20 protein-coding genes are annotated in these 24,860 nt (G+C 71.2%); 9 read left to right on the forward strand and 11 right to left on the reverse strand.

Annotated elements, in window-relative coordinates; translation table 11 throughout:
* Positions 1 to 107 precede the first annotated feature (107 nt).
* The 3 genes from OG385_RS00685 to OG385_RS00695 are packed head-to-tail and all read left to right on the forward strand — an operon-like array spanning position 108 to position 5,706.
* Positions 108 to 2,078 carry a RiPP maturation radical SAM C-methyltransferase gene (locus OG385_RS00685; protein ID WP_266850809.1) on the forward strand — a complete coding sequence of 657 codons (1,971 nt, stop codon included), beginning with the start codon at positions 108 to 110 and terminating at the stop codon, positions 2,076 to 2,078.
* A complete protein-coding gene (locus OG385_RS00690; protein ID WP_266850811.1) occupies positions 2,072 to 3,283 on the forward strand; it encodes a hypothetical protein in 1,212 nt (403 codons plus the stop codon). Before OG385_RS00685 ends, OG385_RS00690 begins: the two co-directional genes overlap by 7 nt.
* On the forward strand, positions 3,280 to 5,706 hold the full coding sequence (locus tag OG385_RS00695; RefSeq protein WP_266850813.1) for a peptidylprolyl isomerase: 2,427 nt from the start codon (positions 3,280 to 3,282) through the stop codon (positions 5,704 to 5,706). The genes OG385_RS00690 and OG385_RS00695 overlap by 4 nt, the downstream gene beginning before the upstream one ends.
* Positions 5,707 to 5,773: 67 nt before the next feature.
* Here the strand turns inward: OG385_RS00695 and OG385_RS00700 are convergent, their stop codons facing one another.
* The 5 genes from OG385_RS00700 to OG385_RS00720 form a co-directional block, all read right to left on the reverse strand.
* A complete protein-coding gene (locus tag OG385_RS00700; protein ID WP_266850815.1) occupies positions 5,774 to 6,607 on the reverse strand; it encodes an ABC transporter permease in 834 nt (277 codons plus the stop codon).
* Positions 6,594 to 7,361, reverse strand: a complete 768-nt coding sequence (locus OG385_RS00705; RefSeq protein WP_266860535.1) for an ABC transporter permease — start codon at positions 7,359 to 7,361, stop codon at positions 6,594 to 6,596. Before OG385_RS00705 ends, OG385_RS00700 begins: the two co-directional genes overlap by 14 nt.
* Before the next feature lies 1 nt (position 7,362).
* Positions 7,363 to 8,355, reverse strand: coding sequence for an ABC transporter ATP-binding protein (locus tag OG385_RS00710; RefSeq protein WP_266850816.1), 993 nt, complete (start codon positions 8,353 to 8,355; stop codon positions 7,363 to 7,365).
* Positions 8,352 to 10,667, reverse strand: coding sequence for a putative PEP-binding protein (locus OG385_RS00715; RefSeq protein ID WP_266850818.1), 2,316 nt, complete (start codon positions 10,665 to 10,667; stop codon positions 8,352 to 8,354). Before OG385_RS00715 ends, OG385_RS00710 begins: the two co-directional genes overlap by 4 nt.
* Before the next feature lie 105 nt (positions 10,668 to 10,772).
* Entirely contained in the window at positions 10,773 to 10,919 is a 147-nt protein-coding gene (locus OG385_RS00720) for a hypothetical protein (RefSeq protein ID WP_266850820.1), read from the reverse strand.
* Between the two features lie 330 nt (positions 10,920 to 11,249).
* Here OG385_RS00720 and coaD point away from each other — a divergent pair, with 330 nt between their 5' ends.
* Positions 11,250 to 11,726 (forward strand): pantetheine-phosphate adenylyltransferase, encoded by a 477-nt coding sequence (gene coaD / locus OG385_RS00725; protein ID WP_266850822.1) that lies wholly within the window; start codon positions 11,250 to 11,252, stop codon positions 11,724 to 11,726.
* Between the two features lie 26 nt (positions 11,727 to 11,752).
* Here coaD and OG385_RS00730 read toward each other — a convergent pair whose 3' ends face one another.
* Entirely contained in the window at positions 11,753 to 12,232 is a 480-nt protein-coding gene (locus OG385_RS00730; protein ID WP_266850824.1) for a hypothetical protein, read from the reverse strand.
* A gap of 189 nt (positions 12,233 to 12,421) precedes the next feature.
* On the opposite strand from OG385_RS00730, the gene OG385_RS00735 reads away from it, so the two are divergent.
* Together OG385_RS00735 and OG385_RS00740 are read left to right on the forward strand one after the other, a co-directional pair.
* Positions 12,422 to 13,618 (forward strand): sensor histidine kinase, encoded by a 1,197-nt coding sequence (locus OG385_RS00735; RefSeq protein ID WP_266850826.1) that lies wholly within the window; start codon positions 12,422 to 12,424, stop codon positions 13,616 to 13,618.
* The gene (locus OG385_RS00740) at positions 13,615 to 14,220 is read left to right on the forward strand and encodes a response regulator transcription factor (protein WP_266850828.1); all 606 of its coding nucleotides are present in this window, start codon (positions 13,615 to 13,617) and stop codon (positions 14,218 to 14,220) included. The genes OG385_RS00735 and OG385_RS00740 overlap by 4 nt, the downstream gene beginning before the upstream one ends.
* Before the next feature lie 172 nt (positions 14,221 to 14,392).
* Here OG385_RS00740 and OG385_RS00745 read toward each other — a convergent pair whose 3' ends face one another.
* On the reverse strand, positions 14,393 to 14,944 hold the full coding sequence (locus tag OG385_RS00745) for a DoxX family protein (protein ID WP_266850829.1): 552 nt from the start codon (positions 14,942 to 14,944) through the stop codon (positions 14,393 to 14,395).
* Between the two features lie 201 nt (positions 14,945 to 15,145).
* Here OG385_RS00745 and OG385_RS00750 point away from each other — a divergent pair, with 201 nt between their 5' ends.
* The gene (locus tag OG385_RS00750; protein WP_266850831.1) at positions 15,146 to 15,823 is read left to right on the forward strand and encodes an endonuclease V; all 678 of its coding nucleotides are present in this window, start codon (positions 15,146 to 15,148) and stop codon (positions 15,821 to 15,823) included.
* Between the two features lie 34 nt (positions 15,824 to 15,857).
* On the opposite strand, the gene OG385_RS00755 is transcribed toward OG385_RS00750, so the two are convergent.
* Genes OG385_RS00755 through OG385_RS00770 form a run of 4 tightly spaced genes read right to left on the reverse strand, consistent with a single transcriptional unit; the run spans position 15,858 to position 21,633 of the window.
* Positions 15,858 to 17,891 (reverse strand): ABC transporter ATP-binding protein, encoded by a 2,034-nt coding sequence (locus OG385_RS00755; protein ID WP_266850833.1) that lies wholly within the window; start codon positions 17,889 to 17,891, stop codon positions 15,858 to 15,860.
* A 48-nt stretch (positions 17,892 to 17,939) separates the two neighbouring features.
* Complete coding sequence (locus OG385_RS00760; protein ID WP_266850835.1) at positions 17,940 to 18,839, reverse strand: ABC transporter permease; 900 nt, start codon at positions 18,837 to 18,839, stop codon at positions 17,940 to 17,942.
* Complete coding sequence (locus tag OG385_RS00765) at positions 18,836 to 19,786, reverse strand: ABC transporter permease (RefSeq protein WP_266850837.1); 951 nt, start codon at positions 19,784 to 19,786, stop codon at positions 18,836 to 18,838. Before OG385_RS00765 ends, OG385_RS00760 begins: the two co-directional genes overlap by 4 nt.
* On the reverse strand, positions 19,783 to 21,633 hold the full coding sequence (locus tag OG385_RS00770) for a peptide ABC transporter substrate-binding protein (protein ID WP_266850838.1): 1,851 nt from the start codon (positions 21,631 to 21,633) through the stop codon (positions 19,783 to 19,785). Before OG385_RS00770 ends, OG385_RS00765 begins: the two co-directional genes overlap by 4 nt.
* A 305-nt stretch (positions 21,634 to 21,938) precedes the next feature.
* On the opposite strand from OG385_RS00770, the gene OG385_RS00775 reads away from it, so the two are divergent.
* Both OG385_RS00775 and OG385_RS00780 read left to right on the forward strand, forming a co-directional pair.
* Positions 21,939 to 23,084, forward strand: coding sequence for an ROK family protein (locus OG385_RS00775; protein WP_266850840.1), 1,146 nt, complete (start codon positions 21,939 to 21,941; stop codon positions 23,082 to 23,084).
* 79 nt (positions 23,085 to 23,163) lie between these two features.
* Positions 23,164 to 24,741 carry a M81 family metallopeptidase gene (locus tag OG385_RS00780; RefSeq protein ID WP_266850842.1) on the forward strand — a complete coding sequence of 526 codons (1,578 nt, stop codon included), beginning with the start codon at positions 23,164 to 23,166 and terminating at the stop codon, positions 24,739 to 24,741.
* The last annotated feature ends 119 nt before the right edge of the window (positions 24,742 to 24,860 follow it).

The following is a 24,860-nucleotide window of genomic DNA, read 5'->3' on the forward strand; positions in this document are numbered from 1 at the left end:
GGCAATGCCCCTGACGCCGCCCGCGCAGCAGTCCTACGGCGTAACATCGGGCCAACGCCGCGTCATCCAGAGCCAGTTCGCCAAGAGCCAGGAGGAAGACCGCCGGAATGCGCCAGCCCTTACCCCTCCTTAGGACCGAAGCCGGAAATGATCACGGGTCGGCTCCTGCCCCGTCCCGGAGCCTCAGAGTGGCGCTGGTCAACATGCCCTGGGCGCGAGTCGACGCCCCGTCGATCCAGTGTGGCCTCCTGCAGTCCATCGTGCGCGAGCACGGTCACACCTGCGATGTGCACTATCTGAACGTCGAACTCGCCGCTCTTCTCGGCCATGATCTGTACGACGGACTTTCCGACGTACACGCCGAGCGTCTGCATCTGCTCGGTGAATGGCTCTTCTCCTTTGCCGCATTCGGTGAAGTGACCCGCGAATCGGAGTACTTCGCCGAGTATCCGGAGATCGAGGCCACCTGGTCGGGGCTCTCCGGTGGAGGCATGGAGGAACTTGTCGCATTACGGCGTGACGTCCTCCCCGGCTGGCTGGCCGAATCCGTCGAAGGCATCGACTGGGGCTCGTACGACGTCGTCGGCTTCTCCTCGACCTTCCTGCAGAACACGGCGTCGCTGGCGCTCGGCAGGCTCCTCAAGGAACGGTTCCCCAGCCTGGTGCTCGTCTACGGGGGCGCCAACTTCGACGGTGAGATGGGCACCGAGTATCTGCGCGGACTGCCGTGGCTCGATCATGTGGTGACCGGTGAGGGGGACATCGCCCTGCCCAGGCTGCTCGCCTCCATAGCCGACGGAACAGCCACGGCCTACAGCACCTCCACTGTCGACGGAGCAGCCACAGTCGACGGGGCGCCGCTGACGATTCCCGGTGTCCACACACAGTCCCGCGGCGCTCCGCCTCCGGTGTCCGACTCACCGCGGCTCAGCGCACTCGACGGGCTGCCGCACCCCGACTACCGCGACTACTTCGAGGCGATCGGGCGGCACGACCGCGAGAGAGTGCTGGGAAGGACCCCGGTCAAACTCCCCATCGAGTTCTCCCGTGGCTGCTGGTGGGGAGAGAAGCACCACTGCACCTTCTGCGGGCTCAACGCGCTGGGCATGGGGTACCGCGCGAAGAGCGCCGAGCGGGCCCTCGACGAACTGGCCGGGCTGCTGCGGGACTATCCGGCTGTCCATGTCGAAGCGGTCGACAACATCCTCGACATGAAGTACATCTCGTCGCTCGTGCCAGAACTGGCCGCGCGCCACTGGGACGTGCACATCTTCTTCGAGGTCAAGGCGAACCTCACCCGGGAGCAGCTGGCGGGCCTGCGCAGCGCGGGGATCATGCGGATCCAGCCCGGCATCGAGAGCCTCAGCAGCGCGGTGCTCGACCTCATGCGCAAGGGTTCCAGCAAACTGCTCAACATCCGGCTGCTCAAATGGGCCGGCTACTACGGCATCGGCGTGGCCTGGAACCTGCTGACCGGATTCCCCGGCGAGACCGATGACGACTACCGCCGGCAGGCCGAACTCATGCCGTTGCTCCACCATCTGGAACCCCCCGGCGGTGCGGGCCGTATCTGGCTCGAACGCTTCAGCCCGTACTTCACCGACGACGCGTCGCCCCTTGCCGACGCGCGGCCCCGCAGCAGTTACCGGCACATCTACCCCGCCCATCTGGACCACTCGAAGATCGCCTACTTCTTCGACTACACGGCGGCGGACATCGGCTCGGACCGGGCTTTCCAGGAGCTCTCGGACGCGGCCGCACAGTGGCGGAAACGGTGGGCCGAGGGACGTCCCCGGCTGATCTACCAGCGTCTGCCGGGAAAGCTGGTCCTCATCGACAGCCGGTCGGGGCCACCCCGCCGCGCGACTCTCCAGGACTGGCACGCCGACGCCTACGAAGCGTGCGGGGACGCGCCGCGGAGCGCGGCCCGCGTCCGGGAGACGCTGGCGCGTTCCGGACCGGCGCTGAGCACCGAAGAGGTCGCCGCGTTCCTCGACCGGTGCTGCCGCTCGCGGGTCATGGTGAGCGACGAAGGGAAGTACCTCTCGCTCGCGCTGCCCGAAAATCCCGGATGGTGACACCCCGGCAGCACGCCGAGCCCACCACGGCCGGACCGCTCGGACGGAGCGGGGACCCGGGCGAGCATCCGTTGCTGCCGCTCGCCCGCCGGGTCGCCCGGCAGCTCGCCGCGCCCGCCACCGTCGGCTCCTCGTTCATCGCGGGCAGCGTCACGGCGGGTCTGGGCAACCACACCAGTGACATCGACGTGTATCTGGTGGGTGCCGGGCTGGCCCCGGCGCGCCGGCAACTGGTGCTGGACCGCAGTCGTTTCGATGTGCAGGAGCTCTCCGTCGCCGACCTCGACGCGGCGGTCGGGCGGGTGGCCGGGGCTGCCTTCCCGGGTGACGGAAGCACGGTGGTCGCGCAGCGGGACCTGGACCTCGCGGTGCGGTTGTGGAGCGGCGAGGTCATCACCGACGACGGGGCGCTGGCCCCGCTGCGGGAGCGGCTCCGCGCCGCGCCGCTGCCGCTGCGGCGTGCGCTGATCACGCACTGGTTGACCGCCGTCCACTACGAACTGGAGGACGTGGCCGGGCTGGTGGCCAACGGTGACCCGGACGCCGGGCTGATGGCCGCACGTACCGCGCTGCTGCTCGCCGGGAAGGCCGTCGCCGCCGCGTGCGGTGACTTCTACACCGGACGCAAGTGGGTGTGGCACCAGCTGCGGCGGGCGGCGCCGAGCGGTTTCCCTTACGAGGGTTTCCGGTATCTGCTGCGGTACGACCCGCTCGCGGACGGCACCGGTGCCGGTGGCGGTGGCGGTTCCGGTACCCCGGCGGGTGGCCTGTCCTCGATCGCCGGCTTCACCCAGGGCTGTCTGAGCGCGGTGGCCACGCTGGGCTGGCACGGGATACCGCTGGAGCACTGGCCCTGCTGGCCCGGCGTGTCCGACCGGCCCGGCGTGTCCGACCGGTCCGAGCCGGGTTCTACGGCCCCGGTCGGCTCCCAGCAAGTGCCGGGCCTGCTGCGCCGCGCCCCGGGATTCAGTCCCCGCGCCCACAGCGGCGGAGTCGTCCTCGCCCTGCCCGCGCTGCGCCGGGTCCGGCTCAACCCCGATGTGGCGCTGGTCTGGGCGCTGTGCGACGGCGCGCCGCCCAGCACGGTGACCGGCCGGGCGCAGAAGCTCCGGGAGGCCCACCCCGCGTACGCCGGACTCACACCGGACCGGTGCGCGGTGATCATCGAACGGCTCGTCGCAGCACGGCTTGTGGAGGCGCTTTGACCAGCAGCGGACTTGTACGCGGAGTGGACGGAGCAGTCGACGGCGCAGTGGACGGAGCAGCAGACGGGGCAGCGCGCGGCGCCGCGGCGGGCACCACGGTCGTCCACGAACACAGCGCCGGGCTCGACGCGTTTCTGGCGCTCCAGCGGGAGTTGATGGGGCGCTTCGCCTGGGAGTACAGCATTCTGCCGCGGCCGGTGGAGCCCGGGATCGTACAGTTCCGGGACGGCATCCGGGCCTGGCGCCGGGAGGGCCTGGAGACCCTGCCCCGGTGGATCGCCACCGCCGGCGGCCCCCGGGAGCTGACCGATCACGTGGAGGGCGCCGGACTCCGCGACGGCACACGGAAGATCGCCGACGCCCTCACCGGGGCAGAGCCCGTGCTGCGGGAGGCGCTGGCGGCCCTGGCCCCGGGACGCGACCGGGCCGTGGAGGGCCTGGACCGGCTGCTGGACCTTCCCCGGACGGACGGCCCGCTGCGGGAGGCGCTCGGCGTACCGGCGCCGGACGAGGCGCCGTTCACCCTGCCGCTGTATCTCGTCCCGCTCGCCCCCCATCCGCCCGCGTCGGGTTTCCTCACGGAAGGGGGCGACCTCGCCGCTGCCTACATCGACTGCCGCCGCTTCACCGGGACCACCCTCGCCGACGGGGTACTGACCCTGCTCGGCTGGGCGCTCCTCAAGTCCTTCCCCTCCGGCCCCCGGCACCTCTCCAGGGAGGTCGCCGCCCGGCTTCCCGGGGCCACGCCGTACAAGCGCAGGCTGCGGGCCGTTCTGACGAAGATCCTCGTCGAGATGACCGCCGGCCATCTCATCCGGGCCGGGGACCCGCGGCACCGGGACTGTGTCGACGTACTCGGCACGGCCTGGCGCTACCCCCGGCTGCACGCCGTGGCCGAGCGGCACTGGACCCGCTTCCTGACCGGGCTCGCCGACCGCTCGGACGCCCTGTCGGCCATGGCCGGCGAGATCTCCCGGCACAGCCCACGCTGGTACATCGACCATGTGGACGCCTCGGCGCTGGCCGCCGACTTCTATCTGATGGAGTGGCTGTCCGCGGCGGGCGACCGGTCCGCGGCACGGCGGCTGGCCGAGTGGCTGCCGCAGCTCGGCCAGGAGTTCGCAGGTCAGCTCGATCTCATCATCGGGGCCGAACTCGGCCACTACGAACGGGTACGGCCCGGCACCGTACCCGCTCCCCTCGCCGCCTTCCTGCGGGATGTGACAACCGGCGACAGCCGGGTCGCCTGGCCCCGGACCCGCAGCGCACTGGGTCAGGCGCGCGCCCTGGATCTCGCCTGCCGGGCGTTCGCAGGACCGGGCGCTGAGTACGGCGGTGAGGCCTGGGCGCCGGTCGCCGGGATGCTGCGCCGCTACACCCGCCGTGAACTGCCGCTCTCCGTCTTCGTCGACCAGTGCTTCACGCTGGAGCACAACAACGGCTCCCTCTTCGACAAGTACTGCGACACCGACCACGTCCTCACCGTGCTCGACGCACAGGCGGCCGGTGACGTGGACACACTGGCCGAGCACGCGTCTCCGGAGGTACGGGGGCGCTGGGACCGGTACCGGAGGCAGGCCGCGCAGGGGTACGACACGACGTGGCTCGGCGGGCCCGAAAGCCGGCCCGCGGACGGCACCCGGAGCGACGGCACCACCCCGGCCGACGGCATCCCCCGGACCGGCAGCGTTCCGGCCGACGGCTCCACCCCGACCGTCGGCGCTCCTGCCGACGGCCCCGCGGACCGCACCCCACCGGCCTCGTACACGGCGCTGACCGTCCGCGACGGCGAGCCCGGAGCCATCGGCAGCGGAAGCTCTCTGGAGATCAGTGCGACGGCGCCCGACCGGGCACCCGGCCCGCGGGAGCCGGTGCACACCCGGCGCCCGGTGTTCCGGCGCCCCTTCCCCCTCACTCTCCACCGCTACCAGGAGGCGCGGGCTTCGCTCCGTACCGGACTGGGGGACATCGAAGTGCGGTTGTGGCCGCGGCTCGCCCCGTACACGGTCGACAACTTCGTGGGGCTCGCGCGGGGCACCCGCGACTGGACCGACCCGCTGTCCGGGGAGCGGGGCGCCGGTGGCTTCTACGACGGTACGGACTTCCACCGCCGGCTCCCCGGATTCCTCGTCCAGGGAGGTGACCGCAGCGGTACGGGACAGGGCGGCCCCGGCTACCGGATCCCGGAAGAGGTGTGGGAAACCGCCGTCTTCGACCGGCCGTTCCTGCTCGCCATGGCCAACTCGGGCAAGGACAGCACGGGTTCACAGTTCTTCATCACGCTGGCCGCCGCTCCCCATCTCAACGGTCTGTACACACAGTTCGGCGAGGTCCGCGATCCGGCCTCGCGCCACGTCGCCGCCGCGGTCGCCGCGTCCACCGCACCGGTCCGGCTGCACACCGTGGATATCGTCGCTTCCTGATCCGGAACCCACTTCCTGACCGAGCACAGGGCACAGGGCACAGGGCATCGGCACCGCCAGGCCACGCCTATTCGAAGTCGTCGTGCCCCTGCCGGTGCGCCCGGCGGATCTGGACCGTGGTCACCACTGCCGCGGCGACGGCCCAGGCCGCGCCCACCGCGGCCTCCATGAGGGCCTGTCCCTCCCAGGGGGCGCCGTCCAGGGCCGCACGCAGCGCGATGAGGCCGTGGTGCAACGGCAGTACGCTGCCGACCGCGTCGATCCACGGCAGCCGCCCGTTCGGCAGGAAGGCGCCGCTGCACAGGATGATCAGGTAGGCGAGGAGGTTGTTGGAGAGGACTTCCGCCCGTCTGCCGATGGCGAGGCTGCCCGCCACCAGACCACAGGCGGTCAGCGTGCAGGACATCAGCGCGTACAGCCCGAGGAGCGGAAGGAGATCGAGGCCGAGGCTTGTCAGGCCCGCGATCGGGGCCACCAGCGCCAGATTGACGACCAGGACGGCGAGCCCTGCGACGGGATACGGCGCCGAGCGCGCCAGGAAGACGGCCGCGGGATGCAGCCTGCCGGTCCGGATCCGCCAGAACGTCGCGGACTGTTTGTCCGTCACCGGCACGTTCGCGACGCCGACGACATTCATCGTGGCCATGCCGAGGGCGAGCGCGCCGACGAACGCGTACCGCCGGTGGTCCGGGCCCGCCACCACACCGCCGAGGAGGGTGAAGAAGATGGTCTGCAGAACCACCCGGGGCACCGTCGCGCTCACCAGGATGACCGGCGGGTTGACGGCCCGGTACTCGTTCCAGCCGAGCCGCGCCGTCTCCGCCATGGCCCACAGCCAGGCCGACGCGGGCGACGGGGCGCCCTCCGCGGCGCGGTGGGCGAGTTTCTCAGACGAGGTCAAGGGTCCCCTTCCGGCGTGCCTGGTCCACGGACCGGCCGAGCGACCAGGACGCGACGGCGGAGTACACCACGGTCAGCCCGATCGCGGCGGCCAGGGGCCACAGGTCGACCGTGCCGGACGCCGCGCCGGACAGGAACTCGTGGATCCAGCGCAGACTGACGCCCGCCGACACCCACTGGAGCCAGACCGGCAGTGTGTCGTGCGGGATCAGCAGGCCGCCCACGATGAACACCGGGTACATCAGGGCACTGGACCAGGCGAGCCCGTGTTCGGTGAGGAGGAACAGACAGGACACGAGCATGCCGAGCGCGGTGCCGGACGCGATGGCGGTGAGAAGGGCCACCAGGACCCAGACCGGATGCTCGACGCGCACGGGTATCCCGAGTACGGCGACGGTGACGGCCGTGCTGACCAGGATGACGGCCGTGCTGTAGAGGGTGGCTCCGAAACTCTTCCCGAGGAGGACGAGTTGCGGCCCGTGAACACCGGAGACACAGCGGGCCAGTGTCCCGTACGTGCGTTCGCGGCGCAGCACACCTCCCGCCATCCAGACCGTGGAGCTCCACATGGCGGTGAGCATGACGGCCGAGACGAGCCAGGTGGCGCGGCCTGCCGCCGGGGACCGGGTCCCCATGGTGACCACGAGGAAGACGGCGGGCTGGACGGCCGACCCGATGATGACCAGCGGGCTGCCGCGCATCGCGCGCTGTTCCGTGCGCAGCGCTGTCCATACCGCCCAGGGCGCCGCCCCCATGTCACTCACCGGCGGCCGCCTCGGCCTTGAGCGCGGCCCCGGTCCTGAGCCGCTCCGAGACCTGCGTGTACACGTCCTCCAGCCGGACCGGCGCGACGTCGACATCGAGGATCTCCGCGCCCAGCATGGCCTGCCCCAGCTGACCGAACGACGAGTGGCCCCAGTCCCGCACCCGCAGCCGGGCCGTCCAGATGGCGCCGTCGTGTGTCACGGACGCGACCTCGATGGTGTCGCCCGAGAACTGCCCGGCGCCGGGAGCGGGGCCGCGGCCGCGCACCGTGACGGTAGCGGTGAAGTCGGCGAGCCGGGCGAACTCCGCGGTCGGCAGGTCAGCCGCGACAGAGCCGTCGGCGAGCACCAGGACCCGGTCCGCGAGCCGCTCGATGTCCAGCAGGTAATGGCTGGTCAGGAGGACCGAGACACCGGTGTCCCGCAGGGCGGCGACGGAGCCCCGGAGCCGTTCCGCCTCGACCGGGTCCAGCCCCACGGTGGGCTCGTCCAGCAGCAGGAGACGTGGTTCGGCGATCATCCCGATGGCGATGTGCAGGCGCTGGCGCATGCCTTTCGAGTACGTGTTGACGGCCCGGTCCGCGGCGTCGCCGAGGCCGACCTCACGGAGCGCGGCATCGACCCGCAGGCGCATCCCCCGTCGTCCGACCCCGGCCAGCATCGCGAAGAACCGCACATTGTCCCGGCCGGTCAGCTTGCCGTACAGGCCGCGGTCCCCGCCGAACACCACCCCCAGGGAGCGGCGCACCTCTTTCACGTGGGTGGTGACGTCGAGGCCGAAGACCTTCGCCGTTCCGGACGTGGGCAGCAGAAGCGTGGAGAGGATCTTGGTGAGTGTGGTCTTGCCCGCGCCGTTGCTGCCCAGCAGACCGACGATCTGGCCCTGCTCGATACGGAAGCTGACGTCCCGTAAGGCGAGGATCTCCTCGTCCTTGGCCCGGAAGCTCCGCGAGAGCCGGTCCACCTCGACAGCGAAGCCGGTCATCCTTCGTCCCTTCCGTCGTGTGCGTCCGGTCCGGCCGGGACGGGTGCGCCCGGGACCCGGAGCCCCGCGCGGGCACGCGCGAGGCGGGCCTGCGGCAGCTGCGGCGGAACGCAGGACAGATAGTCGATGCCTGCCGCGGTCAGGAAGCGGACCGCGGCCGGGTCGCTCGCGTGCTCGCCGCAGACACCGATCGAAAGCTCCGGCTTGACGGCTCGCGCGGCGGTGATCGCGCTGCTGATCAGTCCGCCCACCCCACTCGCGTCCCAGCGTTCCAGCGGTGAGTCGTCCACGATACCCAACTCGATGTAGCGGGGAAGCAGTTCACGGTCGGCATCGTCCCGCGAGAGACCCCACACCAGGGACGTCAGATCGTTGGTGCCGAGAGAGAGGAAGTCGGCGCGGGCCGCCAGCTCGCCCGCGAGCAGCGCGGACCGCGGTGTCTCGATCATCACGCCCAGCGGGATCCGGGGGCGGTCGGGGGCGTGCCCCGCCGCCGCGAGTACTCCGTCCAGGATCCGCCTGACCGCGTCGGCCTCAGCGGGTGTGCTGACCATCGGCACCAGAACCTCGGGCCGGGGGTCGGCGCCGTCCCGGCGCAGGCCGTCGGTGGCTGCGACGAGCGAGCGCAACTGCGTCGCGGTGAGGTCGGGCATCAGCAGTCCCAGACGTACACCCCGTACTCCGAGCATCGGGTTCCGCTCCCCCAGTTCCCGTGTCACGGCGAGCCGTTCGGGGTCGGGGCCCGGCCGGCCAAGGGCTCGGGCGACGGCCTCCTGCGCGGTCAGCTCGGCCAGATCCGGCAGGAATTCATGGCGGGGCGGGTCCAGCAGGCGGACGGTGACGGGCAGCCCGTCCATGGCGGCGAGGATCCGGGTGAACTCCTCGCGCAGCCAGCTCCCGAGGGCGTGCAGCGCCTCCTTGGACTCGGGCCCCGGCGCAGCGAGCAGCACCCGCTCCAGCAGGGGCTGGCGGTCGCCGAGAAACATGTGCTCGATACGGCACAGACCGATCCCGGCCGCTCCGGCCTCCCGGCCGCGCCTGGCGTCGGCGGCGTTGTCGGCGTTGGCCCGCAGACCGGGTCCGGTCACGGCGTCGGCCTGCGTCAGCAGCCATGCGGCGGCGTCCGTGACCTCCGGGCCGGACCGGGTGCCGGAGGCCGGGGTGCGCAGGCCCCGGTGGACGGCGCCGGCGCCGCCGTCCACGGTGACCGGGTCGCCGTCGGCGATGACCGGGCCGTCGCCGGCGCGCAGGGTGCGCCGGCCGGCGTCCACGGCGGAGTGCGCGAGCGCCGTGACACAGGGGCGGCCGAGCCCCCGTGCGACCACCGCGGCGTGGGAGGTCCGGCCGCCGCGTTCGGTCACGACGGCCGAGGCCGCGAGGAGCCCCGGAAGATCCTCCGGCCGTGATTCACGCAGTACGAGGACGGGGTCCTGCCCCTTCTCCCGCAGGGCCACCGCATCGGCTGCGGAGAACACGGCCACTCCGGCGGCCACGCCGGGTGAGACGCCGATTCCGGTGACCGCGGGCGGGCTCCCGGCGAGCCGGACGGCAGGCGACAGGGCGTCCGAGAGCGTCGTTGTGTCCACCCGGGCCAGCGCCTCCGGGCCGCTGAGCCGGCCGGCGCGGCCCGCGTCGGCGACGGAACGCAGCAGGGCCGCGCCGGTGAGCCGTGCGGGGCGTACAGCGAGGACGTACGGGTGGCCGTGGTCCACGACGAACTCCACCCGGACCGGGCGGCCGACGCGTTCCTCGGCGGCGCCCACCACCGCGGCGAGCTCCGCGCCCCACGGTTCCCGCGTGACCAGGGAGGCGAGGCTCTCGCCGCCGCGCGTCAGGAGTTGCCGCCCGGCCCCTCCCGGCCGGTAGCTGCCGCTGACCCCCGGTTCGCCGGTCTCCGGGTCCCGTGAGTACGCCAGGCCGGTGCCGCTGCGGGGGCCGGAGCCCTGAGGCATGACGGTGAGCACGACGGGCACGACCGGTTCGCGCCGCCGGGGTCCGGCCTGCGCACGGACCGCCGCCACGGTCTGACCGATCGCCGTTTCCGGCTGCTCCCCCGCCAGCCGGGTGCGCAGTTCCGCACGCCATGCGCGGACGGACCGTTCCCCGGAACAGGCCACGAACCAGGGCGCGTTCGCCTCCGTCAGTCCGATGTGGAACAGGCGCTCCTCAGGCCGGTCCAGCGGATGCGCGGAGAGGAGGACCGGATCCACCGCCGCACCGAACCTGCGGCCGGGGTCGAGCGCCGCGACAGCAGCGCACACGGCCTCCTCGTCGGCGTCCGGAGGCAGCACGGCGTGCGGAGGCACCGGCATTCCGAGAAGTGCCGGATCGATGAATTCGCTCCCGAGCGGCTGATGATGCGAAGGTCCCGACATGCCGAGCACGTCGGGACCTCCGGCTGCGCCAACTCTCAACTTCTACAGGGCCCGCACGCCGTCGGCGTGAACACCCAGCAGATATACGCGGTCTTCAAGGGCTTCGGCTTCTTCCGGCGCGAGCGGAGAGAAGTCGAGTTCCGTCAGGTCATCGGTCTCGTTCGTGGTCTCACTCGTGATTTTGGCCATGCGCGGAAGACTATGGGAGTCAACCGAGCGTTCATCAGACGGACCTCAGCCATCTTCGGACCGCACCGTTCCCGTCGTTCCCATTCCGTGCTCGCGGCGCAGGCCCGGACTGTCGAACGAGGCCGGAAGGAGGTGGGCCCGTGGCCCTCCGATTCCTGAACGCGCAGGCGGAGCAACGGACATGAAGAGCGATCATGGCTGATTTTGATAGGGCGCCCAGTGCCCGTACGTACGGCTGGGGCTACCGGGCCGCCCCCGGGGTCAGCCGCCCGGCGTCGCGGTCTCCGGCACTGCACTGCCGGGGGTGGCCGCTTGATACTCTTTCCGGTCATGCGAGCCCTCTTCCCAGGATCCTTCGACCCGGTCACCCAAGGGCACCAGGACGTACTCCGGCGCGCTGCCCTCCTGTTCGACGAGGTCGTCGTGTGCGTGATGTTCAATGCGAACAAAACCGGCCGCTTCCCCGTCGAGGAACGGCTGGTCCGGCTCCGCGCGGCAGCGACTGACTTGAGCAACGTCACGGTTGACTCCCACACCGGCGGCCTGCTGGTCGACTACTGCCACCGAGCCGGAATCGACGTCGTCATCCGCGGAGTCCGCGGCGTTCCCGACCTGGACTACGAAATGCCGATGGCCCGCATGAACCACGAACTGGCCGGAGTCGAAACGTTCTTCCTCCCGGCAGACCCCGCCCTGGCGCACATCTCCTCCACCCTCGTGACCACGATGAGTCAACAGGACCGTGTACCGAACAGTGATGTGAGCGAACTTCTTCCGACAAGTGGGGGCGGCAGCGAGGGCCCCTGAGAGGGTGTCGGCACGCCGTCCGGGCGTCAGCCGCCCGCGAGGGAGGTCGACCGGACGGCCGCCGCTGCCCGCTTGCGCCGCCTGCGCAACAGCACGACGACGAGCGCGAAGACCTGGAGCACGAGTTCCACGCCCGGCAGGTCGGCGGTCGTCTCCGAGTGGACGTGTCCGGTGTGGCGGATCGTGCCGGCGGGCCGGCCGTCGTCACCTGTCATGGTGTACTCACGGCTTGCCGCCGCGGTCTGCCGGAACGGGATGACCCGCCCGGAGCACGTCATGTTCCAGCTTCGGCGCACCCGGTCCGTGGTCGCGACGACGGTCCCGTCGGAGTCGAGCAGTTCGTAGACACCACTGAAGCGGTGAGTGCGGACGAGGTAGCCGGCCCCGCGCAGTGTGAACCGCGCGCCGATGCTGCCTCTGCTCAACGAGAACGCCGTCAGCGCCCGGCCGCCCTCGGTGAGCTCGTACTCCTGGCTCGGCAGATGGATCCTCTTCGCGTGCAACATGACCTCATCGCACCATCGATGCACCGGCCGGACCCATGCCATGTGTCATGCATGACCGGGTGACAACCCGAACGGGAGCGCCGATCACGGGCGGGCCATGCTTGTCTCCATGACCCGTGCATCACTTCGATCCATGCGTCGCCTCCCCCGGCCGCCGCTTGTGCGCCCCTGCCGCAGCCGGGCCGTAACATGACCGACGTGGGTGTACGCGATCCGGACGAGTTCTCCGCCGGCCAGTGGCCGGACTGGGGTTTCTGGAAGGACCAGCCGGGCAGCACCCGGGGCCGCGTGGCCGTCGCCACGGCGACGGCGCTGGCCTCCCTCACCTTGATCGCACGGGCCGAGGACATCGCGCACGGCTCCAGGCCTCCCCTGCTCACCTCGCTCACCGTTGGCCTCGTCGCCTGCTACGGCATCGGCTGCATGCTGGCGCCCTGGTACGGACCGGTGGCGCTGCGCCGGGGACGCGTCGCCATCGTGGCCATGATGTTCCTGCTCGGGGCGGCACCCGCGGTGCTTCTCGCGTCGCCGTCCTACCTGACCGATCTGACCTATGCCCTCGCGATCGGACTCATGCTGCTGCCGCTGCGCCATGCGCTGCTGCTCGGCCTCGTCACGGTGCTGGGGCAGATCGTCTGGATGCGTCTCGTCCAGGGCGAGGTGGCCTGGGCGCAGGTGGCCATCCTCGTCGGCGTGACCGCGGCACTCGGCACCGTCTTCGCGCTCAACTTCACGATCGGTCACCTGCGGGCCGCGCGCGAGCAGGTCAAGAGACTGGCCGTGAACGAGGAACGGGCACGGGTCGCCCGGGACATGCACGACGTCCTCGGCCACAGCCTCTCCACGATGACCGTCAAACTGGGGCTGACGCGGCGCATCCTGGAGTCCACCGGAGATGTGGCCCTCGCCGTCGGCCAGGTCACCGAGCTGGAGAACATGGCGCGTACGGCGCTGTCCGACATCCGGGCCACCATTTCGGACTACCGCACCCTGTCGCTGGACAGCGAGCTCGCCGGCGCCCGTATGGCGCTGCGTGCCGCCGGTGTACGGGCCGACCTGCCCGCTGCGACTGACGCCGTACACGCCGAGCTGCGCGAGGTGTTCGGCTACGTCGTGCGGGAGGCGGCCACCAACGTGCTGCGGCACTCCGACGCCGAACTGTGCACGGTCCGCATCGGACCCGACTGGGTCGAGGTCACCGACAACGGCAGTTCCGCCGGCGAAGCGAGCGCCGGGAACGGTCTCACCGGTCTCACCGAAAGACTGGCCGCCGTATCGGGCACCCTCGAACACGGGCCTGCCCCCGGCGGCGGGTTCCGGGTCGTCGCCCGCGGACCGGCCCCGGCGACCCACCTCGCACCCTCGCAGGAAGCCGAGCCCACATGATCCGTGTCCTGCTGGCCGACGACCAGGCACTCGTACTCGGCGCTCTTGCGGCCGTGCTCCGGCTGGAGCCCGACATCGACGTGGTCGCCGAGGTCGGCACCGGCACCGAGGTGCTGGCCGCCGCGCGGCGGACCTCGCCCGACATCGCGCTGCTCGACGTCCAGATGCCCGGCCGGGACGGCCTGGCCGTCACCGCCGATCTCCAACAGGCGCTGCCCGGCTGCCGCACCATCATCTGCACGACCTTCAGCCGGCCCGGCTACCTCTCGCGGGCGATGTCCGCGGGCGCGTCCGGGTACGTCGTGAAGGACTCCCCGCCCGAACAACTGGTTGATGCGATCCGCCGCGTCCACGCCGGCCTGCGCTTCGTGGATCCCGCCCTGGCCGCGGAAGCACTGGCCGGCGGGGCGAGCCCGCTGACCGGGCGCGAGGCGGACGTGCTGCGCGCCGCCGCCGAGGGGGGCACCGTGGCCGACATCGCCAGGGAGCTCCGGCTGTCCCAGGGCACCGTGCGCAATCACCTGTCGTCGGCGATCGGCAAGACTCAGGCCCGCACCCGCGCCGAGGCGGCCCGGCTCGCCGAGGCCAACGGCTGGCTGTGACCGCTGCGCCGTCCGGCCGGACGCGGCGGCCTTGATTGCGGCCGGACCCCTCGGTACGACAACAGCTTCCAAGTGCCGCAATCCGTACCGCAGTTCGCCCGGACCGGCAGCGGGCGGGTAGGGACCGGGACCGGCTCCCGGTCCCCACCCGCCCGCTGATGGCTCAGCCCTGTTACGCCCCGGCGCCCGGAACCGCTTCGGCCTCGGCCTTCGCCCTGGCGGCCTGGGCCTTGTTCCGCTTGCTGACCACCGCGGCGCTCGCGACCGCGCTTCCGGCGAAGGCCAGGGCGAGCATCCATGGCCGGTCGAAGCGGCGGCCGGTGGCGTGGTCGAGGGAGTAGCGTCCGGCGCCCGCGACACCGATGGCGGCCGCGGTGAAGCCGAGGAACGCCGGGTACTCGTAGCCGCCCGACTGGGCGAAGAATCCGGCGGGCGCGTGGACGGCCACCGCTCCCGCCATGGTGCCCGCGACGGCGGCGCCCGCGACGGGTGTGCCGAGGCCCAGCGCCAGCATCGCCCCGCCGCCCGCCTCGCCGAGGCCCGCGGCGACCGCGTTCCGGTGTCCCGGCAGGAAGCCCATGTGTTCCATCCCCGCCGCGGTCCCCGCGAGCCCGCCGCCGCCGAACCAGCCGAACAGCTTCTGCGAACCGTGTGCGACGAGCACCGCCCCGGTACCGGCCCGCAGGGCGAGCAGTCCGAGGTCGTGTCGGTTGATGCAGGTCATCGCATGTCTCCAGATCTGTGGCAGCGGATCAGCGGCGACGGCCGCCCGCGGGGCAGCCGGAGCGGTCCCGGTGGCGGACGTACGTACCCCCACTCTCCCCGCCCCGTACGGCCCGCCCGCACCCGGGTTGGTCCATTCGGGTGAAGCCGCAGGTCACCGCCGCACACTCCGGCGCTCGGCCGCCCTCATAGGGTGAGGCCCATGGAGACACCCGCCGATGAGACGGCAGCCCGCGCGGTCCAGGACGAACTACGCACCCGGGTGGTGCTGGACGAGCCGGGTCCCGCCCCGGGCACCGGACTGATCACCGGTGTCGATGTGGCGTACGACGACGAGCGGGACGTGGTCGCCGCCGCCGCTGTGGTGCTCGACGCCGCGACGCTGGCGGTGGTGGACGAGGCCACCGCGGTGGGCCGGGTGACGTTCCCGTACGTACCCGGACTGCTCGCGTTCCGGGAGATCCCGACCGTACTGGCGGCTCTCGAAGCGCTCTCCACCGAACCCGGTCTTGTCGTCTGTGACGGGTACGGGCTGGCGCACCCGCGGCGGTTCGGCCTCGCCAGTCATCTGGGGGTGCTGACCGGCCTGCCGGTGATCGGTGTGGCGAAGAACCCCTTCGCCTTCTCGTACGAGCAGCCGGGCGTCCGGCGCGGTGCGGAGGCGCCGCTGCTGGCCGATGACGGTGAGGAGGTGGGCCGGGCGCTGCGTACCCAGGACGGGGTCAAGCCGGTCTTCGTGTCCGTGGGCCACCGGGTCTCCATCGGCAACGCCTGCGCCCACACACTGCGGCTCTCCCCCGGCTACCGGCTGCCGGAGTCCACCCGGCGCGCCGACGCGCTCTGCCGGCGGGCGCTGCGCGAGGCAGTGGCGTCACCCTGACGCACTGCTCCGGGCCGGTCGCCCGCCGGCCGGCTCAGGACGGCCGGGTGGCGGGCTCCCGTACCAGCGGGAAGTGGCAGGCCACCTGGTGGTCAGCGCCCGCCGGGGTGCTCGCCGGCGGTTCGGTCTCGGCGCAGATGTCCTTCGCGATGGGACAGCGGGTGCGGAACCGGCAGCCGGACGGCGGGTTCGCCGCGGAGGGCGTCTCGCCGCCGAGCGGGGCGCGGCCGGAGCCCGCCGTCTCCGGGTCCGGGACGTTGACGGTGTCCAGGAGACCGCGGGTGTACGGGTGGAGGGGGTTCGCGTACACCTCCTCGGCCGGGCCGGACTCGACCAGCTTGCCGAGGTACATCACCCCGACCGTGTCGGCCAGATAGCGGACCACCGCCAGGTCGTGCGAGATGAAGAGGTACGTCAGTCCGCGGTCACGCTGCAGTTCGCGCATCAGGTTGAGGATCTGCGCCTGTACGGAGACGTCGAGCGCGGAGACCGGCTCGTCGGCGACGATCAGGTCCGGGGAGAGCGTCAGCGCGCGGGCCAGCCCGAGGCGCTGGCGCTGGCCGCCGGAGAACTCGTGCGGGTAGCGGTCGACGGCGCCGCGCGGCAGCCCGACCGCGTCGAGGAGTTCGGCGACGATCCGGTCCTGCTCCGCCCGGTCGCCGACGCCCTGGATGACGAGCGGTTCACGCAGAATGGTGCCGATCCGCATCCGCGGGTCCATGGCCGCGGCCGAGTCCTGGAACATCAGCTGGATCCGGCGGCGGTGGGCGCGGCGCTGCCCCCGGTCCATGGTGGCCAGGTCCTGGCCCTCGAAGAGGATCGATCCCGCCGTGGGGTCCTCAAGACCGGCGATCATGCGGCCGATGGTGGTCTTGCCGCAGCCGGACTCGCCGACCATGCCGAAGGTCTCGCCCTTGCGCACCGTCAGTGAGACACCGCCGACGGCGCTGACCGTGCCGCGCTTGCGTGAGAACGGGCCGCCGGTGAGCGGGAAGTCCTTGCGGAGGTCGGTGACTTCGAGGAGGGTCGCACCGTCCGGGACGACGACGGCTTCGGTCTGCCGCTCCTGGGCGAGCGCCTCTCCGAGATTCGGCTCGCCCTCCTCCGGTACGGGGTGGAAGCAGGCGAACCGGTGGTCGCCCTCGGTCAGCTGCGGCTCGTCGGTACGGCACACGTCGGTGGCGAACGCGCAGCGGGCGGCGAACCGGCAGCCCTGCTGGGCGGTGGCGAGGTTCGGCGGCAGACCGGGGATGGTGCGCAGTTCGGTCTCGCCCTCAACGGCCTTCTCGGGGAGCGCGGCGAAGAGCGCCTGGGTGTAGCGGTGCCTGGGGCGGGCGAACAGGTCCCGTACGCCGGAGGTCTCGGCGACCTTGCCCGCGTACATCACGGCGACCCTGTCGACCCGGTTGGCGATGACGCCGAGGTCGTGGGTGACCAGGATCATCGCCATGCCGAGGCGGGAGCGCAGCCCGTCGATGAGCTCCAGGATCTGGTGCTGGGTGGTGACGTCGAGTGCGGTGGTGGGCTCGTCGGCGATGAGGAGCTTCGGCTCGCAGACGAGCGCCATGGCGATGGCGACGCGCTGGCGCATACCGCCCGACAGCTGGTGCGGATACGCCTTCATCCGCTCCGACGGCTGCGGCATACCGACCAGGCCGAGCATCTCCTCGGCCCGCGCCCAGGCCTCCTGCTTGCTGATGGGGCGGTGCAGCAGGAGAGGTTCGGCGACCTGTGCGCCGATGGTCATGGTGGGGTTGAGGGAGGTCAGCGGGTCCTGGAAGACCATCCCGATGGTGTTTCCGCGGACGTCGCGCAGCACGGGTTCACCGGCCGACGCGAGATCGTGTCCGTCGAAGAGGACACGGCCCGACGCGACGGCGCCGCCGGGCGGCAGCAGCCCGAGGACGCTCAGCGCGGTCATCGTCTTGCCGCAGCCGGACTCGCCGACCACTCCGAGGGCCTCGCCGGGGGCGAGGTCCAGGCTGACGCCGTCGAGGGCGTGGACGGTGCGATTGCGGGACGCTATGTCGACATGGAGATCGTCGATCCGCAGCAGCGGCTCGGTCATGGGAGTGTCCTCCGGGCAGTGCAGGCAGGAAAGCAGGCGGGGGTGTGGCTACTTCTTCTGGAGCCGTACTTCGAAGGCGTCCCGGAGGCCGTCGCCCACGAAGTTGAACGCGCCGACGACGAGCACGATGGCGACGCCCGGCGGGAAGATCAGCCACCAGTAGCCGTTCTGGGTGTAGGTGATGCCCGAGGAGAGCATCGACCCCCAGTCGGTCGCGGGCGGCGGGATGCTGAGGCCGAGGAACGCCAGATAGCTGACGTAGAGGATGGCGTCGGCGATCTGGAAGGTGCAGTTGACGATGACGGTGCCGATGGCGTTGGGCACGATGTGCCGGAACACCGCGCGGGCTCCGCCGCCGCCCATCATCCGCATGGCCTGGACGTACTCGCGGTCGCGCAGCGAGAGTGCCTCACCGCGGACGAGACGGGCCGGGGACAGCCAGGCCACCGCCGCGATGATCACGATGAGCACGCTCTTGCTGGGCGTGATGATCGCGGCGACGACCACCAGCAGGAACATCGCGGGGATGGCGAGTGCGGCGTCCGTGACACGCATCATCACCGCGTCGGTCCAGCCGCCGAAGTAGCCGGAGATTGCGCCCCAGAGGGTGCCGAAGAGGGTCGCGAGCAGACCGGCGGCGAGGCCGACTTCCAGCGAGGACTGTCCGGCCAGCATCAGCCGGCCGAGCAGGTCGTAGCCGAGGTCGGTGGTCCCCAGGATGTGTCCGGGGCTGCCGGGTGCCAGGTTGGCCTGCGCCAGGTCGGTGTGGACCTGGTCGGTGGAGTGGATCAGCGGGCCGATGTAGCAGAACGCGAACAGCAGCACGAGCACGATCACGCCGGTGAGGGCGAGCTTGTTGCCGGTGAAGACCTGCAGGGTGCGGCGGGCCAGCGAAGGCGTGGCGAGGTCGGCGTCCTCGTGCCCGGGGGCTATGACTGCGGTGCTCATGAGACGCTCCGGATCCGGGGGTCGAGGACGGCGTAGACGATGTCGGTGAGCAGCGATCCGACGACGGTGGCGACGCCCACGACCAGCGTCACTCCGAGCAGTACGGGGAAGTCGGAGCCCTGTGCTGCGTTCCAGAACAGGAGGCCCATACCCGGGTAGTTGAACATCGCCTCGACGACCAGGGCGCCGCTGAACAGCGTCGGCAGATACAGGCCGAGGAGGGTGGCGAGCGGGATGAGCGCGTTGCGCATCACGTGCTTGGCGAGGATCCGCCGGCTGGACTGGCCCTTGGCCATCGCCGTCCGGACGTACTCCTCGGTGAGGTTGTCGAGCGTGGCGGAGCGCATATAGCGGCTGAACATCGCGATGACGCCGAGCGCCATGGTGACGATGGGCAGCACCATGCCGGAGAAGCCGCTGAAGATACTGGACAGGGACTCGCCCTGCGGTGCCTCCGACGGGAAGATCGGGATCGTCTGGCAGAAGACGATGATCAGGATCAGGCCGAGGAAGAAGACCGGCGTCGCGTAGGCGAGGAAGGCGGCCCCGGTCAGCAGGTAGTCGGTGATCTTCCCGCGCCGGACGGCCTGGAGCAGGCCGAGCGGGATCGCGATGATCACGGCGAGGAGCGTGGAGAGCGCCGTCAGCAGCAGGGTCTTGGGGAGCCGCTGCATGAGCAGGTCGGAGACCGGCTGGTTCAGCTTGTACGACACTCCCAGGTCACCGGTGAGCAGCCGCTTCAGATACTCGAAGTACTGGAAGGGCAGCGAACGGTCGTAGCCCTGGGCGTGGTTGAAGTGCTCGATCTGCTGCGGGGTGCCCTTGGGCCCGAGGATGGCACGCGCCGGTCCGCCGGGGAGCATGTGCAGCAGGACGAAGACGATGACCGACACCAGGAAGAGAACGACCACCGCCTGGAGGAGGCGCTTGAGGAGAAAGCCGGTCACTGGTCGGCCCCCTTCTTGACGTAGTACCAGTCCTGCGGGGCGAGGGTCACGGTGGGGTTCTGGTCGACACCCCGCAGGTCGTTGCGGATCACCGACACCTGGTAGGCGGGGTTCGGCATCCACATCACGGGGAGCTGCTGGGAGAGGTACTGGCCGTACGCGTGGATGGCGTCCGGATTGCTGGAGTACTGGACGGCGCGGATCAGCTTGTCGGCCTTCGGGTCGGAGTAGTTGCCGAAGTTGGCGGAGGCGCCGGTCGAGAAGAGCTGCTCACCGCTGGGGTTGAGCGGGTAGTACCAGCTGCCCGCCGTGCCGAAGAAGGACATGTCCCAGTCGCAGCCCGGCTGTCCCGCCTTGCAGGGGACGGAGTTGCCGAGGACCGAGTTGAGCGGCTGCTGGCGGACCTTGAGGTCGATACCGGCCTTGCTCAGCGAGGACTTCAGCTCCTGCATCATGTTGGTGGACTCGGTGGAGCCCGACTGCGAGAGCAGGGTCAGATTGAGCGGGGCGTTCTTCGCGATGCCGGCTCCGCACCGGTCGGCGCCGGTGCCGGGGCGGGTGCAGCGGGCCTGGCCGTCGCGGACGGTCCACCCGTGGTCGGTGAGGAGCGCGCGCGCCGCCTTCACCGAGTACGGGTACTGGTTCTTCTGCATCTGAGGGGTGGTGTACTGCGTCTTCGGCGTGACGGGCACCGGGCCCAGCGTCGGGTCGGCGCTGCCCTGCCAGATGACCTTGCTCATCGACTTCTGGTCGACCAGGTGCTGCATGGCCTGGCGGATGTAGAGCTGGCGCATGGCCGCCCCGCCGTGCGAGGAGTTGAAGTTGTAGACGATGTAGGTGGCCGCCCAGCCCTCCCACGGGTCGACGCGGTAGCCGCGGCTCTCGAACTTCTTCTTCTGTGCGAGCACCGACGGCGGTATGTAGCCGTAGTCGACGCCGCCGGAGCGCAGCACGTTGTACTCGGAGTCCGCGGTGGTGAAGGGCTTGAGGACGACCTTGTCCAGATGCGCCTTGTTGTTACCGGTGTACTTCGGGTTGCGTACGAGGGTGACCTGGCCGGTGTTCTGCCATTCGGCTATCTTCCAGGGCCCGTTGACGGTCTTCCAGAGCGGATCCTTGGAGTAGGCGCCGAGGCTCTTGGAGTGGGTGGTCAGCCGGGCGAAGACCGCCTTGGCACCGGCGGTGGTCCGGTCCCAGTCGCCGACGGGGCCGCCGTCCTTCTTCGCGTCCCAGGCCTGCTGCGGAAGGGCGCGCATCAGGGTGAGCTGGTTGGCGGTGAACCAGTCGGGGTTGTACGAGCGGTTGAGGTGCAGCCGGACCGTGTGGGCGTCGACGGTCTCGAAGCTCTTGACGTTGTCGGGCATGGTGCCGACCGAGTAGCTGCCCCACTCCGCCTTGTTGGCCTTGACCATGTTGAACCAGAACTCGATGTCGCGCGCGGTCACCGGCTTGCCGTCGGACCAGGTGATGTCCTTGCGGAGCGGCACGGTGACGGTCTTGTTGCCGTCGCTGTAGACGGGCTTCGTACCCAGCGTGTTGGGCCCGGTGGTGGTGAGGGCACCGTCCTTCTTCACCGCGTCGTACACCGGCATGAAGAGCAGGGACTGGATGGCGAAGTTGTACGTGGCGCCGTATCCCGGGGCCCCGATGGGGAAGATCCAGTTGGGGGTGGCGGCGGGCGGCAGGGCCATCGTGGCGGTTCCGCCCTCGACGGGTGTGCCGCCGGTGGGCCCCATGTCGATCTTGCCGCCGTCCTGCGAACAGGCCGAGAGGGCCACGACGAGCGCCGCCCCGGTGACCGCTGCGGCGAGCGCGCGACGCCGCGCGGATGAGCGCCTTGGGCGCATGGGTGGGCCTCCATCGGGTTCCAGCAGCGAGCCGACGTGAACATCGGCTGGAGAATGTCTGAAAGTTAGGACGGCCTTCGAAACTAAGTCAAGGGTAAAGATTCGACTTAGGGCACCCTTACTGAAGCTTTTGATGGTGTATGTCCCATATTCTGATGCCGAATTACTGAAAACATTCCCGCTACCCCTGGCGAAAGTCGGCCATGGATCGCTAACTTTCATCGAGACAGCATGGACTTGCTTTGAAAGATCGAAGTAACTTCACCTCGAAGTAACTTCACGCAGCCAGAGACTCGGGGAGCCCCATGACGGACAGCGCATCGAACCAGCAGATTCTGCGCATGGTCACGTCCGGCACCGCATCCTCACGGGCCGATCTCGTCCGGGAGTTGGGGCTCGCCGCCTCCACCGTCTCGCTCCGGGTGCAGGAGCTGGTCGCCGCCGGGCTCCTCACGGAGTCGGGCGAGGGCGCCTCCCGCGGCGGCAGACGCCCCAGGCTGCTGCGGATCCCGCAGCAGGGCGGAGTGGCCCTGACGGCCGACCTCGGCTCGCACCACGGCAGGCTGGCCGCCGTCTCCGCCGACGGCACGGTACGGGACGCCGCCGACCACAGCCACGACCTGACCGCGGGCCCCGAACAGGCCGCCGACTGGCTGGTGGAGCGGCTGACCGCGCTCGCCGACCGGCAGCGCGCGGCGGGCCGCACCGTACGGAGCGTCGGCATCGCCTTCCCCGGCCCGGTCGACTTCCCGGCCGGCCGGGTGCTCACCCCCTCCCGGATGCCCGGCTGGCACAACTTCCCGCTCCGCGACGTCCTCGCCGACCGGCTCGGGCTGCCGGTCACCGTCGACAACGACGCGACCCTGATGGCCGTCGGCGAGCACCAGTCGGCCCGTCCGGAGCTCCAGCACCTCGTCGTCGTCAAGGCCGGCCGCGGCATCGGCTGCGGAGTGATCTCCGCCGGCCGCCCGCACCGCGGGGCCAACGGCTGCGCGGGCGACATCAGCCACGTCCGGGTCGAAGCCGCCGAGGAACGCCCGTGCAGCTGCGGGAACATCGGCTGTCTGGAGACGGTCGCCAGCGGCGCGGCCGTACTGCGCGAACTCGCCCGCCGGGGCACCCCGGTGGACGGCACAGCCGAACTGCTGCGGCTGGTCACCGACGGGGACCCGCAGGCGACCACCCTGGTCCGGGCGGCCGGCCGGCACATCGGCACGGTCCTCAGCGTCGTCGTCAACTTCTTCAACCCGCAGGCCGTCGTGCTCGGCGGCGCGCTGGCATCGGCGGAGCCCCTGGTGGCCGCTGTCCGCGGAGTCCTGTACGAGCGCTGCCTGCCGATGGCCACGGCGGGGCTCGAAATCACCACCACCGTCTCGGGCCGCGACGCGGGCCTGCTGGGCGCGGGGCTGACGGCTCTGCGCGAAGGCCGGCCGCACGCCGAAGCGCCCTGATCCCGCCCTCACCGCGCCCGGACACCCGGCGGGCGCGACCCCCGTACCACCCCACCCGCAACCCGGAGAGCAGCGCCACATGACCACCGCCACCCCCGCCCGCCGTCTGCGCATAGCCATCGGCGGCATCGGTATCGAGTCCTCCACCTTCTGTCCGCACCGCTCCACCGTGGACGACTTCCGCCAGACCCGCGGTCAGGATCTCCTCGACCGGTACACCTGGACGCAGCCCGCGTCGGACCTCGGCGCGCACGTCGAGTGGGTCCCGCTGCTGCACGCCACCGCGCTGCCCGGCGGCCCCGTCGAGGCGGAGTCGTATCTGCTGCTCAAGGACGAGCTGGTCTCCCGGATCCGGGCGGCGGGCCCCCTCGACGGCATGGTCTACGACCTGCACGGCGCGATGAGCGTCATCGGCCTCACCGATGCCGAGGGCGATCTGACCGAGGCCGTACGCGCCGCGCTGGACGCGGTCGGCACCCCGGAGGACCCGGCGTCCGGCCGCCCGATGATGTCCGCTGCCATGGACCTGCACGGGAACGTCTCGCGCCGCTTCGCCGAGCCCGTCGAGCTGCTCACCGCCCACCGGCTCGCCCCGCACGAGGACGCCTGGGACACCCGCGAGCGTGCGGCCCGCAAGCTGGTCGAGCGGCTGCGGCTGCCCGCAGCCGACCGCCGCCCGCACCGCGCCTGGGTCCAGGTGCCCGTCCTGCTGCCCGGCGAGAAGACCAGCACCCGGCTGGAACCCGCCAAGGGGCTGTACGGGCGTCTCGCCGGGATCGAGGCGAAGCCCGGCATCGTGGACGCCGCGATCTGGGTCGGGTACGCCTGGGCCGACGAGCCGCGCTGCAAGGCGGCCATCGTGGTCACCGGTGACGACGCCGCGCTGGCCGCCGCCGAGGCCGAGTCGCTGGCCCGTCAGTACTGGGACGTCCGCCGCGACTTCGAGTTCGTCGGCCCGACCGGCACCGCAGAGGAGTGCATCGCGGCGGCGGTGGCGTCCGACCGCCGCCCGTTCCTGATCAGCGACTCCGGGGACAACCCGACGGCCGGCGGCGCGGGCGACCTCGCGTACATGCTCGGCAAGCTGCTGGAGAACGAGGAGATCGCCTCCGGCAGGGTGACCGCCGTCCACCCCGGCATCACCGACCCGGCCGCGGTCCGCGCCTGCTTCGAGGCCGGGATCGGCGCCACGGTCACCGTCGGTGTCGGCGGCAAGGTCGACACCAGCCAGGGCGGACCGTGCGAGATCACCGGCACCGTGACCGGACTGCAGCGCGCGGCCGACAAGACCGACCGGGCCGAGGGCGGCGCGTACGACCGCGGCTGCGACCTCGCGGCGATCACGGTCGGCGGCCTCACGGTCGTCGTCACCGGGCAGCGCAAGCCGTTCCACACGGTCGCCGACTTCACCGGACCGGCGCAGGGCGGTCTGGGCATCGACCCGCGCACCTTCGACCTGGTCGTCGTCAAGATCGGTTACCTGGAGCCGGAGCTGCACGACATGGCGGCGGACTGGCTGCTCGCCCTCACCCCCGGCGGTGTCGACCAGGATCTGCTGCGCCTGGGCCACCACCGTGTGGAGCGCCCGCTGTACCCCTTCGACGAGGACGCGTACGAGAGCGAGGGCGGCCCGGACCTGACGCCGGTGCTGCTCTGACCGGCCTGACAGGCTGTACCGCCGGGGGCTACGTGCACCCGATAGACCCCGGCTATCAGGCGTATTCGCCAATCGCGCATTGTGATGGCCCCCTCCCCTGAGCGAGCCTGGCCGGACCG

The organism is Streptomyces sp. NBC_01306 (genome assembly GCF_026340465.1).
Lineage (GTDB): Bacteria > Actinomycetota > Actinomycetes > Streptomycetales > Streptomycetaceae > Streptomyces.